This window comes from Acinetobacter sp. BEC1-S18-ESBL-01 (genome assembly GCF_014169935.1).
GTDB classification, from domain to species: Bacteria; Pseudomonadota; Gammaproteobacteria; order Pseudomonadales; family Moraxellaceae; genus Acinetobacter; species Acinetobacter pittii.
On the sequence record NZ_AP022302.1, the window covers coordinates 287,146 to 303,688 of the forward strand.

Consider the following 16,543-nt stretch of genomic DNA (forward strand, 5'->3'; position numbering starts at 1 on the left):
GGTTAAAATATTACTTTTTTAATAATTATATAAAAGCGAAATAAGAAAAAAACAGTCGTAAAGATGAGGTGAATCTTAAGATCAACAAATCGTTGTTAAATACACAATTAAATACACAACGTTATAGCATAACTAAACTTTAATGATATTCAGTTGTTCGACATCATCAACCGAGCCTTGAAGCATTTACTCACTTTCAGGCTGTAATAGTACAACTTTGCTTATTTCTTTTTATTATAAATGGTTGTTTTATGTCGGTTTTAAACCTGAAAAATAGATTTCATTTAAAAGACCTCTTATCTGGAGTCGTCGTATTCCTTGTGGCATTACCGCTGTGCTTGGGTATCGCTTTAGCCTCAGGTGCTCCCATCATCTCAGGTATTATTGCAGGTATTGTGGGCGGCATTATTGTGGGTTTGCTAAGTGGTTCCCACATTAGCGTTGCAGGCCCAGCGGCAGGGCTGACTGCCGTCATTCTTGTACAGTTAGAACAACTAGGCGGCAATTATGCCGCCTTTTTATTATGTATTATTTTTGCTGGTGTCCTGCAAATTCTATTTGGATTATTCAAGTTAGGTTTTTTTGCCAACTTTATTCCAAATAATGTCATTTTAGGATTACTAGCTGCTATTGGCGTGATCCTGATTGCCACGCAATTGCCTTATCTGTTTGGACTTTCTGATTTTTCATGGAAACAGGTTTGGACTTCAACCCCAGATGCATTCCTTCAACGTTTTGATGGAGGAGCGGCACTTATTGGTTTGCTCAGTCTATTCTTAATTTTAGCATGGGATAGCAGTCCGCTTAAAAAACTAGCTTTACCTTCGGCTTTGATTGCGGTTGTGCTCGCAGCAGTTTTAAATTTTATTTTAGTGAGTATGGGCTCTTCATGGGCAGTGCAAATTGATAATCTCATTCAATTGCCGAATATATTACAGGCACCCGAAAAAGTATTAATTTTCCCTGATTTTAGCTATTTAGCGGAACCTATGATTTACACAGGGGCAATTACTCTGGCTGTTGTGGCCTCTTTAGAAACCTTATTGAATTTAGAAGCTGCAGATAAAATCGATCCTCAAAAACGCTCTTCTCCGCCGAATCGTGAACTTTGGGCACAAGGTACAGGGAATATCGTTTCGGGCTTAATAGGTGGCATGCCCGTCACTTCAGTGATTGTGCGAAGTTCGGTGAATGCAAATACAGGCGCGCGTAGTAAGTGCTCTACCATTATTCATGGGGTATTGTTGCTGTTAGCGGTTTTGTTCTTTGTGCCATTAATGAACATGATTCCTCTGTCTGCATTGGCTGCGATCCTTATTGTGACAGGCTTTAAGCTTACTCATCCAAAACTATTCAAACAGCTTTATCAAAAAGGTTGGAAACAGTTTTTACCTTTTATTATTACTTTAGTTGCAATTTTATTGACCGATCTTTTAATGGGAATTTTAATTGGTCTGTTCACCAGTAGTGCTTTTATTCTCTATGGCAATTTTAATAAAGGTATTCGTGTTTATAGAGAGAAGCGTTTACATGGCGTAGTGACTCGTATTGAACTCCCATCACAAGTCACCTTTCTTAATCGTTCTGCGCTTATTTCGGCATTAGAACATGTACATAAACATCAACAACTCATTATTGATGCAACCCAATGTGATTCGATCGATCCAGATATCTATCAAGTTATTCAAGATTATCAAAGTGAAACAGCTATTAAACGTCAAGTAAACCTTAAATTGGTTGGGTTCAAACAGCACTATCAAGACGTTGATGATGCGGTACTTGATATTGATATTAGTACACATGATTTGCAACAAAAGTTGAGTCCACAACAGGTCGTTAACCTACTTAAAGAGGGGAACGAACGTTTTGTAAAAAATGAACGTCTTCAACGAGATATTTATCGACAAATTCGTGTGACTGCAGATGAAGGGCAGCATCCGATTGCAGCCGTTCTTGGGTGTATGGACTCACGTGCACCCACCGAAATGATTTTTGATGTAGGTATTGGTGATCTGTTTAGCTTACGAATTGCAGGTAATATTGCTGGGCAAAAAGTATTGGGTTCACTTGAGTTTGCTTGTCAGGCTAAAGGTTCTAAAGTCATCGTTGTTTTAGGACATACCGATTGCGGTGCGGTGACGAGTGCATGTCAATTGCGTTTAGAGCAAAAGCAAGTGTCTGATGTGAAGGAAATGCCACATATTCAATATGTACTTGGACCATTAATGCATTCGGTTGATAGCGTATATGACATTATGCAGCCACGTGAATTAGGTAATGCTTTTATTAGTCAAGTCACAGCAATGAATGTTCATTACAACATCCAGTACATTATTAATAATAGCAGCGTGCTTAAAGATATGGTTGATCGAGGTGAGATCGTAGTTGTGGGTGCAATTTACGATGTAAAAACAGGGCACGTTCAGTTTCTTGATTGATCAGTCCTTTAGTTAAAAAAAGCGCCTTAGTTAAGGCGCTTTTTTATTTGTTATGCGATTAACTCAAAATTACCAGTGTTCACCAGGGAAAATACGTGCATAAGCTTTTTGTGCCCAGTTTAATTTCTCAGTTTTTTGTCCCTTCGCTGCATCTGAACTTGGGAATAAACGGAAACCAATCGACATAAACATATTATTGATGCCTGGTGCTACAGAATAAGTCATTGAAGCTAAGCGGCCTAAGTTAGTTGCCATACGTTTTGGACGTTTCACAATTGCATAAGCAATTAAGTCAGCAGCCTGCTCAGGTGAAAGTGTTGGTACATATTTATAAATTTTAGTTGGTGCAATCATTGGAGTACGAACCAATGGCATATAAATTGAAGTAATCGCAATCTTGTGTGCATGAACTTCGGCAGATAGACAGCGGCTAAATGCATCAAGCGCTGCTTTAGACGCGACATATGCAGAGAAGCGAGTAGCGTTTGCTAAAACACCAATCGAGCTAATGTTAATGATTTGTCCATCTTTACGCTGAATCATATGCGGCAAGATATTGAGAACTAGGCGAACCGCGCCAAAATAATTTAATTGCATGGTGCGTTCAAAGTCATGAAAACGATCATAAGACTCATGTACAGCACGGCGAATAGAGCGACCTGCGTTATTAATTAAAATATCAATGTGATCAACAGTCGCTAAAATTTCTTTAGAGACTTGGTCAATCATTTCCATATCGTTAAGATCACATGGGAAAATTGATGCCTTACCGCCACGTTTTTCGATATCTGCTTTTACTTCTTCCAAAGTTTCTTGAGTACGGGCAACCAGTAAAACATGGGCACCAGCATCAGCAAGTTTGTTTGAAATCGTTAATCCGATTCCACTCGAGGCGCCTGTCACTAAAATGACTTTATCTTGTACCTTTTCCTGGAACAGAGCTTCTAATTTTTTATTCACAGCATTTTACCTAAGTAGGGGCAGGGACTATTTATTCCGGTATGTAATTTTTATTTTTTACAACCGTAGATTCATCCAGATGAACTCATAAATATTGTCTTTATCTTAATAGATGTTTAAAAATTGTCTAGTCTGTAAATATATGAAATTTAACAATTTATTTAGAGTAAAAACTCTAAAATAGTATCTTAATCCATTAATTATTTTAGTTATATAGTGAACAGAAAAATGAAAAAAGCCTCTATTTCCAGAGGCTTGATGAATAGTTTAAAAGTTATACAGCTGAAAGTGCTTGTTCTAAATCGGCAATTAAGTCATCAATATGCTCAATTCCAATGGAAAGACGAACCATATCTTCACTTACACCAGCAGATTTAAGCTCTTGTTCATTGAGCTGACGGTGAGTTGTAGTTGCAGGGTGGCAAGCCAAACTTTTCGCATCACCAATATTCACAAGACGAGTAAATAGCTGAAGTGAATCAATGAATCGAGTACCTCCTTCACGCCCATCTTGTACACCGAAAGATAAAATTGCAGAAGGTTTACCTTTTACATATTTTTGAGCAAGCTGGTGCTGCGGATGATCTTTTAAACCTGCGTAATTCACCCATTTTACTTTTGGATGGGTCTGTAAATACTCTGCAATTTTTTGCGCATTTTCAGTATGACGCTCCATGCGAAGATTTAGAGTTTCGAGGCCTTGTAAAATCAAGAAAACACTCAGTGGACTAATAGCCGCGCCTGTATTACGCAATGGTACAACGCGAGCTCGTGCTATGTAGGCAGCCTCACCTAATGCTTCAACATAATTAACTCCGTGATAACTTGGGTCTGGCGTGTTCAAAACTTTAAAACGCTCTGGATATTTACCCCAAGGGAATTTACCGCTATCTACAATCGCTCCACCAATGCTATTACCGTGTCCACCAATATATTTAGTAAGTGAATGAATGACGATATCGGCACCATATTCAAAAGGTTTTAATAAAGCAGGGGTGGCAACGGTGTTATCGACAATGACGGGTACACCATATTCATGTGCGATTTTTGAAATTTCTTCTAAATCGATGATATTTCCAAGTGGGTTACCAATCGACTCAACAAAAACAAGTTTAGTTTTATCATCAATTAAGTCACGTAAGCTTTCAGGTTTTTGATAATCAAAAAAGCGAACTTCAATGCCTTGTTTTGGTAAGGTGTGGGCAAATAAATTATAAGTTCCGCCATATAAAGTTGAGACGGAGGCAATGTTGTCTCCCGCTTCTGTAATCGTTTGGACAGCATAGGTAATCGCTGCCATTCCAGAAGCCAAGGCTAAAGCACCAATTCCGCCTTCGAGTGCAGCAAGACGTTGCTCAAGCACAGCAGTGGTCGGGTTCATAATACGGGTATAAATATTGCCCTGAACTTTTAAATCGAAAAGGTCGGCACCGTGCTGTGTATTATCAAATGCATATGAAGTGGTTTGATAAATAGGGACCGCAACCGCTTTTGTTGTTGCCTCGGGTGAATAGCCAGCGTGAATTGCTAAGGTTTCATCTTTATAAGTCATGATTACTTCATCTTCGTGAGTTAAATATTGAGCGAGTCTAGCCTAAAAGTTAAATAGAAAATTGCAGAAATTCTGGTTTGTTTTCTAATTTTAGGAATAAAGATAGAAAAATATACGCTGAAACGCTGTATAAATCTTATCCATAAAAATTTTGCAACTTATTGAAAAAGAAAATTGTTTGATAAATCCGTACGATGGAAATCATAACTTCAAGTCATCGAGGTTTTCAGCGTATAATACGCGCGATTATTTATCGCTTATGCGATGTATTGGTTTTTCAATTGAGGAGTCCTGCGTGGCCCAATATATTTATACGATGAACCGAGTGTCTAAGATGGTTCCGCCAAAGCGCGAAATCTTAAAAGACATCTCTTTATCATTTTTCCCGGGTGCCAAAATTGGTGTGCTCGGTTTGAACGGTGCAGGTAAATCTACTTTGCTTCGTATTATGGCTGGCGTAGATAAAGATTTCTCTGGTGAAGCTCGTGCACAACCTGGAATTAAAATCGGCTATTTAGAGCAAGAACCACCTCTTGATCCGACTAAAGACGTTCGTGGTAACGTTGAAGATGGCGTGCGTGAAGCTTTAGATGCATTAGAGCGCCTTGATCAGGTTTTTGCAGAATATGCAGATCCGGATGCAGACTTTGATGCACTTGCAAAAGAGCAGGAAAAATTAGAATCAATTATCCATGCTTGGGATGCACATAACTTAAATAACCAGCTTGAAATCGCGGCAGATGCCTTGAACCTTCCAGCTTGGGATGCAGACGTAACTAAGCTTTCAGGTGGTGAACGCCGTCGTGTAGCACTTTGCCGTTTATTGCTTTCAAAGCCAGACATGTTGCTTCTTGACGAACCGACGAACCATTTAGATGCAGAATCGGTATCTTGGTTAGAGCGCTTCTTGAAAGATTTCCCTGGCACAATCGTTGCGATTACGCATGACCGTTATTTCTTGGATAACGTTGCCGAGTGGATCTTGGAGCTTGACCGTGGGCATGGTATTCCTTACCAAGGTAACTATTCTTCTTGGTTAGAGCAAAAAAATGCTCGTTTAGAACAAGAGCAGAAACAAGAAGAATCTTTTGCTAAAGCATTGAAAAAAGAACTTGAATGGGTTCGTTCAAATGCGAAAGGTCAGCAAAAGAAAAACAAAGCACGTATGGAGCGTTTTGAAGAGCTTAACTCTAAAGAATTCCAGCAACGTAATGAAACGTCTGAAATCTACATTCCACCTGGCCCTCGTTTGGGTAATAAAGTTGTGGAAGTGGAAGGTATCAGCAAATCATTTGACGGCCGCGTATTGTACGAAAACTTATCGTTTACTGTACCTCCAACAGCAATTGTAGGTATCGTTGGTCCAAATGGTGCGGGTAAAACGACTTTATTCCGTATGATGACTGGCGAACAGCAACCTGATACAGGTACTGTGACTTTAGGTGAGTCAGTTAAAGTGGCTTACGTGGGTCAGATTCGTGACACTCTAGACAATAACAAAACTGTTTGGGAAGAAGTGTCTGGTGGTTTAGATATTTTGAAAGTGGGCGATTATGAAATTGCTTCACGTGCTTATATTGGCCGTTTTAACTTTAAAGGCCAAGACCAGCAAAAACGCGTAGGCGAATTGTCTGGTGGTGAGCGTAACCGTTTACAACTTGCGAAAATTTTACAGCAAGGTGCAAACGTTATCTTACTGGATGAGCCATCAAACGACTTGGATATTGAAACTTTACGTGCGCTTGAGGATGCAATTCTTGTATTCCCAGGTACGGTAATGGTGGTATCGCATGACCGTTGGTTCCTTGACCGTATCGCGACACACATCTTGTCATTCGAAAATGAACAGCCAGAATTCTACACAGGTAACTATGCAGAATATGAAGCATACCGTCAGTCACGTTTAGGTGAAGACGCTGTTCAAAAACGTACTAAATACAAAAAAATTAGCGGATAATCTCTGATAATTTAAAAACCAGCCTAAGGGCTGGTTTTTTATTTTAAGAAAATGCGAGCTTGCTAAATGCTTCTTGTAAGCAGCGTTCAGCATCGGGATGCCCCTGACTTGCTGCTTTTTGTAGCCATTTTTCAGCTTCACGATAATTTTTATCTAATCCAAATTGACCATTTAGATAACCGATACCAAGCTTAAAAGAAGCGTCAGAGCTACCACGTAAAGCTGCTCGTAGGTAGCACCACATAGCATTTCGATCGTTAGGAGTTACATCTAACCAGTTTTGCATACGTTCATGGTCTTGCTCGGCTAGTTCCTCAAAGCGTAAACCCTGTTCAATTTCATCAACTGCTTGTGAATGCATATCAGAAGGTAAGTTTTCAAAAGCAAACAAGTGATTAAGCCTATACTTGATTGATTTCATATTCATGATAGTCTCCCTTGTTCCTCAATTTAATTGAATTGACTCACACTTTTAAGCTAGTCCCTTATATTGAAATATTATGTTTTTTTTTGTAAATGTGATATAGCGCATTTGGATGAAAAATAATGAAGTTTTGGCTTACATAAAACTTACACGTGTTTTTACGCTAAGTAAAACTACTATGAGAATAGTGGCATTCTTAAGGGAAATTAGAGCTTTTAAAATTAAAAAATAGCTATTATTTAACGTAAAAGACTTTTGAGAAAATTTATAAATATCAAACAAAAGAAATTTCTTTAAACAAAACTAGCTTAAGAGCTAGTTAATTAGTTTTGCCCAGGAACTTCTATTTTGTAAAGTTACCTCGTAAGTCTGCCCAGATCAGAGAAGGGGCCACCGTGACCACATCAAATGCCATCGCTAACGGATAAAGTGCCATACGGGTCGCCTTTTTCAAAGGATGTTTTTTGGTAATTTTATTTTCCTGTTGCAGGATAATTGGATAAGGTTGCGCTAAGGTTTTTTCGACTTTTTTAGCTCCCTGTGATTGATAAAGCTGGCCTTTAAAGAAAATATTGATATAGGGATAAGGTGCTGTTTGCTGATTTTGAATAATATCGAAATTTTGTCTAAAGCCGAGGGATTTTAATAAGTCTTTTTGCGAGTCATTTAAATCAACCATACGCGTGTTATAGCGTATTTGTAAAACACCATGAAAATGATTTGGGTCATCCATGGTCAGTACCAGTGGGGACGGATTGGTCAGACTTCGCTGATCTGCTGGGATTGCATGAAGAAGTTTTGATAGCTCAGCGCTTCCCTCGGTCATTAAGTAACTAAAATCTTGGCCTACAAAAATGATCCCTTGTTCTTGCTGGTTTTGAACAGCTTGTCCTAAAGCAATGATTTGATCTTTTGCTAAAAAGATTTTCTCGGTTCTTGTGGTTTCGTCAGGTAAGGCTTCTGAAAGTAATGTCGTGGCACAAGCACTCAAATTTAAACAGACGACAACAAGTAGAGTAGAAAATAGTTTATACATTGCAGGAACTCAAAACAGGAAATTAATTTTTCTAAAGAAAAAACTTTTTTAAAACAGCGATAAATTAACCAAAAATCATTTTGTAATTTTATTACATTGGTATCGCTTGCTATAGTGACTTTGTGCAATTTACTGTCATGGTGTACCGTTGCCACGTTCTACAGTTTTTATGTCCGTCTTGTTTAGTTTGCTTATATTCCAAAGCTTATGGAATGTTGCAGCGGCATTTTGCGTGCATAAAAATCAGGAAATGGCATTACAACATTTCGGTCATCATGCAGATTTAAATGTATATCAATCTTCAGACCATATGCAGACTGAACATGTGGGTATTGTAGAAAATTCTGATAATGCTCCATTAAGCTGGCAAGATCATCACGATCATTTACCTTCATGTTTTCATGTAGTGATGATTGAAAATGCACAACAAGCTCAAGAACCTTTTGTGCGTGTACATGAGCTTTCACAAATCTATTACTGGTCTAATTCTTATCAGTCTCCGTATCTTGGCTCTTTAAATCCCCCTCCTGTCTTAACCCTGCTATAGGTGGGGTAGCCGAAAAATAACCCACCAGAAATTTATTTATTTCAAAGGGTTATTTTATGCTTAATTATATGTGCAAACAAAGCGCAGCAATCTTCTATGTAGATTACTCACTTAAACATTCACGTCTTTATGTTAATGACAAGGCGGGATATAAGGTTCTGTCAAATCTTTCCGGAAAACAAAAATATCATTTTAATGAATCGGTTATCTCATCTCTGATGATTCACAGTGATGGAGGTTTATGGAAATGAATATTTTATTTTCCCCCCGTGTTAGAACTGTGAGCTCCCGAGTGATTGGGCTGATTTTAGCTATTATTCTTGCTTTAAGTTTTAGTAAATGGCATTTCCAAGCGGCATTTATAGAACATATTTTATGGTTCTTTGGATGGTTTTTTGTGGGCATCGGAGTAATGGGAAGAATATGGTGCAGTCTTTACATTTCCGGATTTAAGAATGCCAAGTTGGTGACAGACGGTCCCTATTCTTTATGTAGAAATCCACTCTATCTGTTTAGTTATCTGGGTGGAGTCGGGATCATGTTGATTACAGAGACGTTTATCTTTCCAATAGTATTCACGCTTTATTTTCTCTGTTACTACCATTTTGTTATACGCCAAGAAGAAGCATTCCTGAGTGAAAAATATGGAACTGCATATTCAGATTATATAAAGACAATTCCACGCTTTTTACCAAGTTTCAAAAATTTTAAAGAGCCTGAGTTCTATCAGGTTTCACCGAAGCATTTCCGTATTTTTTTGACGCAGGTGGTGTGGTTTATCTGGGTTGCGGCCTTAGTCCAACTTTTTGATGAGTTGCGACTGCACGGTGTTCTCCCTTCATTATTTAGTTGGTTCTAAAAATGAAATGAAAGTATATCCGCATGCTTCTTAGAGACTCAGAAGATTTGTCCTGAATTGATTAACTAAGGTATGCGAAAAATTAATTTTATTTCTGGGCTAAGTCCTTAAATAAATTATGAATATTTAGATCTGGTGATTATTATGTCTATTAAACTAAATACAAAATCGGTTTTGATGGTTTTACTTCTTTCAACAAGTTTGGCTCATGCTGATGGAGGGTTAATATTCCTCGAAAAGAATATTAAGTCTCAGCAAGAAACAAAAGCTAAAGCTGAAGAAAGTAAGAACCCTCATTTAACTTGTAAGCGTAAATAATTTCTTTTGTAGGAAACTAATTACTTAATAATTAGTTTCCTATGAGTAAAGATAGAGATTTTTAATGATTTATTCTTATCTTTACTCAGGCGAGATTAGAATCGTTTCTATACTGCTACTTATAGATGTAATTTTATTACATGCCCACTGCCTGCTATAGTGGCTTTGTTCAACTTCTTAGTTTAATGGTGTGCTGTTGCCACGTTCTGCACTTTTCATGTCCGTCTTATTCTGTTTGCTTATATTCCAAAGTTTATGGAATGTGGCAGCGGCATTTTGCGCCCATGAAAATCAGGAAAAGGCATTACATCATTTTGGTCATCATGCAGCGTTGAGTTATGAAGCTTCACAGCATAGCCATACGGAAAAGACAGATATCGTAGGGACTCATAAAGCTCCCTTAAACTTGTCCGATCATCATGACCATTTACCTTCATGTTTTCATGTTGTGATTGTAGAAGCACAAGAAAAACTTGTTTCACCGTTAATACAGTCATCTGAGCCAAAACAACAATATTATTGGTCCAATTCTTATAAGTCCCCTCATATCTCTAAACAAGACCCGCCTCCTGTTTTAACCCTGCTATAGGTGGGGTAGCCGAAAATTAGCCCACCAGAAATATTATTTATTTCATAGGGTTATTTTATGTCTATTTTTTTATACGAAAAAAGTTTCGTTAGTCTGAGTACATCTTGGGTATTTAAATCATTAGTTGTTGCTGTTGCACTTTCAACTGGTGTCGTAACAAACGCAGCCAGTTCAAATCAGAACCTTGCTGAGAATACACAACCACAGCGTGTACAGAATGTTTTAACGTTTGAACAGGTGCTCGATCAGGTTAAGCAGTTTCAGACTCAAACAGGAATTTGGCAAACTCAACAAGATATCGCCGCGAGCAATATCAAACAGAGCCAGCTATGGGAAAATCCGACGGTTTCTGTACAGCAAACGGGTTTTAAATCTGGAAAAGATCAGGAATTAGAACTTGGGATCTCGCAAAAACTAGATATTTTTGGTGTACGTTCTGCAGCAAAAAAACTGGCAAGTGTTCAGCAAAATCAAGTTGAGTTAAATCAGGTTTTATATCAGGCTCAACTGAAGCTGGCGGTAAAATATTTATGGTCACAAGTATCTATTTTAGAGCTTGAACATGAAGTTGCTAAAGCCCAGTTAAGAACGAGTAAAAATCTTCTTGATGCTACCCGCTTACGCTTTCAGGCAGGCAGTATTGCTCAGGTTGATTTAGATCGAACTCTCATGACGCATGTTGAAAATCAGCGTTTATATCAGGAAGTTGAATTATCACTGAGTAGTGCTAAAAGAAAATTGGCTAACTTATGGGGTGAGACAGAAGATAACTTCACGTTACGTCCAGATATAAAAAGTGCGTGGCCTTTAAAAAATGAAGGTGATATCGATCAATACTTAAAACAGAATTTGTTAGAACAGTCCCTGCGGCTTCAAGCAATGCAACAAAATTCTGAAATTAATTATTTAAAGGCAAAAAATCGGCCTACGCCTACTGTAAATATGGGCGTGGTTCGTAGTAAAACCGCAGAAACGAGCAGTACCGAAAATCAGATCCGAGTAGGTATAGCGGTTCCTTTAAACATTTTTAATCGCCAGCAATATGCCCTAAGAGTTGCACAAAGCAAACTCGATTTAATTGACCAGCAGCAAAGCTTTTATAAAAAGCAAAGCGAGAATTCTATTCGTACTCTACAGTACGAGTTAGCGGGTTTAAAGCAGCAATATAATTTAATGAATGAGCAGCAAATCCCTTTATCAGAGACGGTACAAGAGAAAATGCTGCTTGGCTTTAAAGTCGGTAAATTTGCAATTACCGATGTTCAGCAATCTACCCTTCAATTACAAGAACAACGTTTGAAGAAAGTTCAACTCCTTAAATCTGCTTGGCAAAAAGCAATTGAGGCAGAAAGTTTAGCTCTCGGGATCGATCCAAATATGGTGATGTCTGGAGATGCATTAAATCAAATTAATCAAAATTTATGGCAAGACACCTATAATTTGCCGATAGTTGGAGGGGCAGAGTAATGTCAGTTAAAAAAATGAAAAACCAATGGCTTATTGCTATTTTGCTGCTGATTGTCTGCCTTGCTTTAAGTACTTGGTTATTTTTCTCTGGAAAAAAACAGCCTAATACTGATGAAGGTGAAGAAGCGCATGCAGAGGGTGAAGCTGGTCATGAAGAATCTGAAAAAGAGGAAGGCAGTTTAAACCTGACTTCTAAGCAACTGGTTGAATATGGAGTGAAGTTAGAGCAAGTAGGACGTGGAGAAGTTGAGCAAAATCTTTCGTATCCTGCCAAACTTGTTGTAAATACAGACCAGCAAGCACATGTCTCTTCAACTTTTTCTGCGCGTGTAGATAGTGTAAATGTTGCACTGGGACAACAAGTTGAAAAGGGTCAGGCGCTTGCGACTTTATTTGTACCTGATTTGGTCGATCAACAAGCTAACTTAAGCATGGCGCAAGAAACACTGACATTAGCCCAGCAAGATTATCAACGTGAAAAACAATTGTGGGAACAAGGGGTTTCAGCACATCAAGATTACCAGCGCGCTTACAATGCATATCGTCAAGCGCAAATTCAGGTACAAGCTGCAAATAGCCGTTTATCTGCATTGGGAGCGAATCGCTCAAGTAAAGGCCGATATGTTTTAACAGCACCTTTAAGTGGTGTAATCAGTAATAAAGATATTGTCATTGGTGAGCAAATTGGTCCTGAAAAACAATTATTTGTTATTGATCGCCTGGATCAGTTATGGGTCGAGTTTGTGCTACCAAGTGCAAATACCAATATTCAGCCTAATCAGGAAATTGAATTTAAATCGTTGCAAACGAACAATATTTTTAAAGCGCAGGTGCAAAGCCTAACTTCAGAAGCAGATACTCAAACTGGTCGTTTACAGGTTCGTGCCAAGGTACTGACACCTTCAAAAGAATTACGCCCTAACTTAATGGTCAATGTGTTACTGAAACAAAATAATGCAGCGACTGTATTACGGGTTAACAAGACAGCGATACAACAGATGGATGGAAAGAATGTCGTCTTTATTGCAAAACAGGAGAAGGACAAAATTCATTTTGCCCCTGTTGCCGTTGAGTTAGGCAATTATTCTTCAGATGCACAATGGGTAGAAGTTAAATCAGGAATTACTGAAAAACAGCAATATGTGACTCAAGGTAGTTTCTTGCTTAAGTCCGAACTTGAAAAAGGGGAGGCTGAGCATGGACATTAATAAACCTGATTTGCCAGAGGCTGAAGGTTTGTTTGATCGGATCATTCAGTTTTCAATTAACAACGCCATTTGGGTCATGATGTTTGTTATTGCTTGGATTGGTGTCGGACTTTATAGCTACCAAAAACTTTCAATTGATGCCGTGCCTGATATCACCAATGTACAGGTGCAGATCAATAGTCAGGCCAATGGTTTTACAGCACCTGAAGTTGAGCAAAGAATTACTTATCCGATTGAAAATGCCATGTCTGGTATTCCCAATCTGGAACAGACTCGTTCAATTTCCAGATATGGCCTTTCTCAGGTCACGATTATCTTTAAAGATGGCACAGACATTTACTGGGCAAGACAGCTGATTAACCAGCGTTTACAAGAAGCTAAGAGTGCTTTACCAGATAGCATTGATCCGCAAATGTCTCCAATTTCGACTGGACTCGGTGAGATTTATCAATGGGTGGTAAAAGCAGAGCCAAATGCTAAAAAAGCAGATGGTTCAGCCTATAGCGCGATGGACCTGCGTGAAATTCAGGACTGGATTATTCGGCCCCAGTTACAACGTGTACAAGGGGTAGCCGAGGTTAATAGCATTGGAGGATATAACAAAACCTACGTGGTCTCTCCAGATCTGACACGGTTACAACAGTTGCAAATTCCACTCACTGATTTACAAGATGCGCTTCAAAATAATAATGAAAACCGTGGTGCCGGATTTATTGAAGAGAATGGCCAGCAACTCACAGTTCGTGTTCCGGGTATGCTGACATCGATACAAGATATCCAGAATGTTACGGTCGCCACTAAAAACGGTTTACCTATACGGGTTGCCGATGTAGCGTCAGTATCGATTGGTCATGATTTGCGTACAGGTGGTGCTACCTATAATGGACAGGAAACTGTTTTAGGTATCGCCATGATGATGATGGGTGAAAACAGTAAAACTATTGCTAAGGCGATTGACGATAAAGTTCAGGAAATTCAAAGATCACTCCCTCAGGGCGTGGTGATTGAAACAGTCTATGATCGTAGTAGCCTCGTAGATAAAGCGATTAAAACAGTAGCTAAAAATTTGATTGAAGGGGCGATTTTAGTCATCGTTATCCTTTTTATTTTTTTAGGAAACTTTCGCGCCGCTTTAATCACTGCTTGTATTATCCCATTGGCAATGCTTTTTACCTTAACAGGTATGGCGGAACAAAAAATCAGTGCCAACCTGATGAGTTTAGGCGCTTTGGACTTCGGGATCATTGTTGATGGGGCCGTTGTTATTGTTGAAAACTGTATTCGGCGTTTAGCTGAAGCGCAGCATTTAAAAGGTCGCTTATTAACACGTTCCGAACGTTTCACTGAGGTCTTTCTAGCGGCTAAACAAGCACGCCGACCATTAATATTTGGTCAGATCATCATTATGGTCGTGTACCTACCAATTTTTGCTTTAGCGGGCGTAGAAGCAAAAATGTTCCACCCTATGGCAATGACCGTCGTTTTAGCGTTATTGGGAGCGATTATTTTATCCGTGACCTTTGTACCGGCAGCTGTCGCTTTGTTTGTTACAGGTGAGGTGAAGGAAAAAGAAAGCCGCTGGATGATGACACTGAAAAAAGGTTATGCAGGCTTACTCGATAAAGCATATGCCTTTCGATATGTTGTTGTCACAGCAGCGGTCAGCATCTTGATTTTGACAAGTGCTATTGCAACAAGAGTGGGGAGTGAGTTCGCACCTCAACTCAGTGAGGGTGATTTTGCACTACAACTCATGCGTGCACCGAGCACAGGCATAGAAGAGTCACTTAAGATTCAGGAGAATGTGGAAAAGCAGTTACTGAAAGCTTTTCCCGAAATTAAAGCCATTTTTGCAAGAACAGGAACAGCCGAGGTTGCTACTGATGTCATGCCTCCTAATATTTCCGATGGTATTGTTCTATTAAAACCACACGATCAATGGCCAAACCCTAAAGAAACGATAGATGAATTGCGTACCAGAATGCTGCAATTCGTGAATCAGATTCCTGGTAATAACAGTGAATTCTCGCAACCGATTGAACTACGTTTTAATGAACTCATTTCAGGTGTACGTAGTGATATCGGGGTGAAAGTTTTTGGGGATGATATGCAAGTCCTCAATCAGGAAGCGGAAAAAATAGCCCAACAGCTACGTAGCATTCCAGGTGCCAGTGAAGTCAAAGTTGAACAGACTGATGGTTTACCATTACTGAATGTAGATGTTGATCATGCTCTGGCTGCTCAATATGGATTATCAGTCAAGTCTATTCAGGATATTGTCGCTGCGAGTATTGGAGGACAGAGTGTAGGTCAAATTTTACAGGGTGATAGACGTTTCGATTTTGTGATTCGTTTGCAGGAAGACATGCGTACGCCTCAGCAGCTAGCACAATTACCGATTCGCTTACCAAACGGTGGTCTGATCCAGTTACAAGACGTTGCCAAGGTTGAGAATATTCTGGGGCTTGCTCAAGTGAGCCGTGAAAATGGTAAGCGCCGAGTGATTGTGACAGCAAATGTACGTGATCGTGACCTTGGGTCTTTTGTACAAGAGATGCAAAGCAAACTGGCGCAGCAAAAGCTACCTAGCGGTTATTGGTTGGGTTATGGAGGACAATTTGAAAACCTTGCTTCTGCCACTGCAAGAATGCAAATCGTCGTACCGATGGCGCTCATCATGATCTTTGTGTTGCTGATGGCGGTATTTAGTAACTTTAAAGACAGCTTACTTGTATTTAGCGGAGTTCCTTTCGCTTTATCTGGTGGATTAGTCGCTTTGTGGCTGAGAGATATTCCGCTTTCTATGTCTGCTGGAGTCGGGTTTATCGCTTTATCAGGTGTTGCGGTATTGAATGGTTTGGTCATGCTCACATTCATTAAAGAGCTAAGAGCAACCCTAGATGTTCATGCAGCTACTTGGAAAGGTGCTGTACTGCGACTACGCCCTGTATTAATGACGGCATTTGTTGCTTCACTTGGTTTTATTCCAATGGCTTTAGCAACTGGAACTGGTGCAGAGGTACAACGACCTTTGGCAACGGTAGTAATCGGTGGCATTATTTCATCTACGATACTAACGCTGGTTTTATTGCCAGTCATTTATCGATGGATGAATGAAAGCAAGACGAATAAAGTTGAGCATTCATAATGTCATCGATTTGAGATATCTTTTTTGATGAAAAAGTTTG

14 protein-coding genes are annotated in these 16,543 nt (G+C 39.2%); 10 read left to right on the top strand and 4 right to left on the bottom strand.

Annotation, left to right across the window (positions count from 1 at the left end; all coding sequences use genetic code 11):
• The first annotated feature begins 251 nt into the window (after nt 1–251).
• Complete coding sequence (locus H7R46_RS01360) at nt 252–2,438, top strand: SulP family inorganic anion transporter (RefSeq protein ID WP_005067022.1); 2,187 nt, start codon at nt 252–254, stop codon at nt 2,436–2,438.
• Between the two features lie 69 nt (nt 2,439–2,507).
• Here the strand turns inward: H7R46_RS01360 and H7R46_RS01365 are convergent, their stop codons facing one another.
• Nucleotides 2,508–3,398, bottom strand: a complete 891-nt coding sequence (locus H7R46_RS01365) for an SDR family NAD(P)-dependent oxidoreductase (protein ID WP_002116932.1) — start codon at nt 3,396–3,398, stop codon at nt 2,508–2,510.
• A 274-nt stretch (nt 3,399–3,672) separates the two neighbouring features.
• On the bottom strand, nt 3,673–4,950 hold the full coding sequence (locus H7R46_RS01370; protein WP_005067025.1) for an O-acetylhomoserine aminocarboxypropyltransferase/cysteine synthase family protein: 1,278 nt from the start codon (nt 4,948–4,950) through the stop codon (nt 3,673–3,675).
• A 295-nt stretch (nt 4,951–5,245) separates the two neighbouring features.
• Here H7R46_RS01370 and ettA point away from each other — a divergent pair, with 295 nt between their 5' ends.
• The gene (ettA, locus tag H7R46_RS01375; RefSeq protein WP_005067029.1) at nt 5,246–6,907 is read left to right on the top strand and encodes an energy-dependent translational throttle protein EttA; all 1,662 of its coding nucleotides are present in this window, start codon (nt 5,246–5,248) and stop codon (nt 6,905–6,907) included.
• Between the two features lie 43 nt (nt 6,908–6,950).
• Here the strand turns inward: ettA and H7R46_RS01380 are convergent, their stop codons facing one another.
• A complete protein-coding gene (locus H7R46_RS01380; protein ID WP_002116715.1) occupies nt 6,951–7,334 on the bottom strand; it encodes a tetratricopeptide repeat protein in 384 nt (127 codons plus the stop codon).
• A gap of 340 nt (nt 7,335–7,674) precedes the next feature.
• On the bottom strand, nt 7,675–8,367 hold the full coding sequence (locus H7R46_RS01385; protein ID WP_002116898.1) for a hypothetical protein: 693 nt from the start codon (nt 8,365–8,367) through the stop codon (nt 7,675–7,677).
• A 148-nt stretch (nt 8,368–8,515) separates the two neighbouring features.
• Between H7R46_RS01385 and H7R46_RS01390 the strand changes: the two genes are divergently transcribed.
• The 8 genes from H7R46_RS01390 (at nt 8,516) to H7R46_RS01420 (ending at nt 16,503) form a co-directional block, all read left to right on the top strand.
• On the top strand, nt 8,516–8,914 hold the full coding sequence (locus tag H7R46_RS01390) for a cation efflux protein, CzcI-like (protein ID WP_025469780.1): 399 nt from the start codon (nt 8,516–8,518) through the stop codon (nt 8,912–8,914).
• Nucleotides 8,915–8,970: 56 nt separating this feature from the next.
• On the top strand, nt 8,971–9,165 hold the full coding sequence (locus H7R46_RS19250; protein ID WP_005067033.1) for a hypothetical protein: 195 nt from the start codon (nt 8,971–8,973) through the stop codon (nt 9,163–9,165).
• A complete protein-coding gene (locus H7R46_RS01395; protein WP_017400516.1) occupies nt 9,156–9,773 on the top strand; it encodes a methyltransferase family protein in 618 nt (205 codons plus the stop codon). The genes H7R46_RS19250 and H7R46_RS01395 overlap by 10 nt, the downstream gene beginning before the upstream one ends.
• 144 nt (nt 9,774–9,917) lie before the next feature.
• Nucleotides 9,918–10,091 carry a hypothetical protein gene (locus tag H7R46_RS01400; RefSeq protein WP_005067037.1) on the top strand — a complete coding sequence of 58 codons (174 nt, stop codon included), beginning with the start codon at nt 9,918–9,920 and terminating at the stop codon, nt 10,089–10,091.
• 196 nt (nt 10,092–10,287) lie between these two features.
• Nucleotides 10,288–10,680, top strand: a complete 393-nt coding sequence (locus tag H7R46_RS01405; protein ID WP_002116733.1) for a cation efflux protein, CzcI-like — start codon at nt 10,288–10,290, stop codon at nt 10,678–10,680.
• A gap of 57 nt (nt 10,681–10,737) precedes the next feature.
• A complete protein-coding gene (locus H7R46_RS01410; RefSeq protein WP_005067042.1) occupies nt 10,738–12,147 on the top strand; it encodes a TolC family protein in 1,410 nt (469 codons plus the stop codon).
• Nucleotides 12,147–13,355, top strand: a complete 1,209-nt coding sequence (locus H7R46_RS01415; protein ID WP_086260805.1) for an efflux RND transporter periplasmic adaptor subunit — start codon at nt 12,147–12,149, stop codon at nt 13,353–13,355. The genes H7R46_RS01410 and H7R46_RS01415 overlap by 1 nt, the downstream gene beginning before the upstream one ends.
• The gene (locus H7R46_RS01420; RefSeq protein ID WP_005067044.1) at nt 13,345–16,503 is read left to right on the top strand and encodes an efflux RND transporter permease subunit; all 3,159 of its coding nucleotides are present in this window, start codon (nt 13,345–13,347) and stop codon (nt 16,501–16,503) included. Before H7R46_RS01415 ends, H7R46_RS01420 begins: the two co-directional genes overlap by 11 nt.
• Nucleotides 16,504–16,543 lie beyond the last annotated feature (40 nt).

Bases quoted from the DNA above. Each gene is read 5' to 3' on its own strand.
- H7R46_RS01360 (WP_005067022.1), top strand. From the start codon at position 252: ATGTCGGTTTTAAACCTGAAAAATAGATTTCATTTAAAAGACCTCTTA.
- H7R46_RS01370 (WP_005067025.1), bottom strand. From the start codon at position 4,950: ATGACTTATAAAGATGAAACCTTAGCAATTCACGCTGGCTATTCACCC.
- H7R46_RS01380 (WP_002116715.1), bottom strand. From the start codon at position 7,334: ATGAATATGAAATCAATCAAGTATAGGCTTAATCACTTGTTTGCTTTT.
- H7R46_RS01385 (WP_002116898.1), bottom strand. From the start codon at position 8,367: ATGTATAAACTATTTTCTACTCTACTTGTTGTCGTCTGTTTAAATTTG.
- H7R46_RS19250 (WP_005067033.1), top strand. From the start codon at position 8,971: ATGCTTAATTATATGTGCAAACAAAGCGCAGCAATCTTCTATGTAGAT.
- H7R46_RS01395 (WP_017400516.1), top strand. From the start codon at position 9,156: ATGGAAATGAATATTTTATTTTCCCCCCGTGTTAGAACTGTGAGCTCC.
- H7R46_RS01400 (WP_005067037.1), top strand. From the start codon at position 9,918: ATGTCTATTAAACTAAATACAAAATCGGTTTTGATGGTTTTACTTCTT.
- H7R46_RS01410 (WP_005067042.1), top strand. From the start codon at position 10,738: ATGTCTATTTTTTTATACGAAAAAAGTTTCGTTAGTCTGAGTACATCT.
- H7R46_RS01415 (WP_086260805.1), top strand. From the start codon at position 12,147: ATGTCAGTTAAAAAAATGAAAAACCAATGGCTTATTGCTATTTTGCTG.
- H7R46_RS01420 (WP_005067044.1), top strand. From the start codon at position 13,345: ATGGACATTAATAAACCTGATTTGCCAGAGGCTGAAGGTTTGTTTGAT.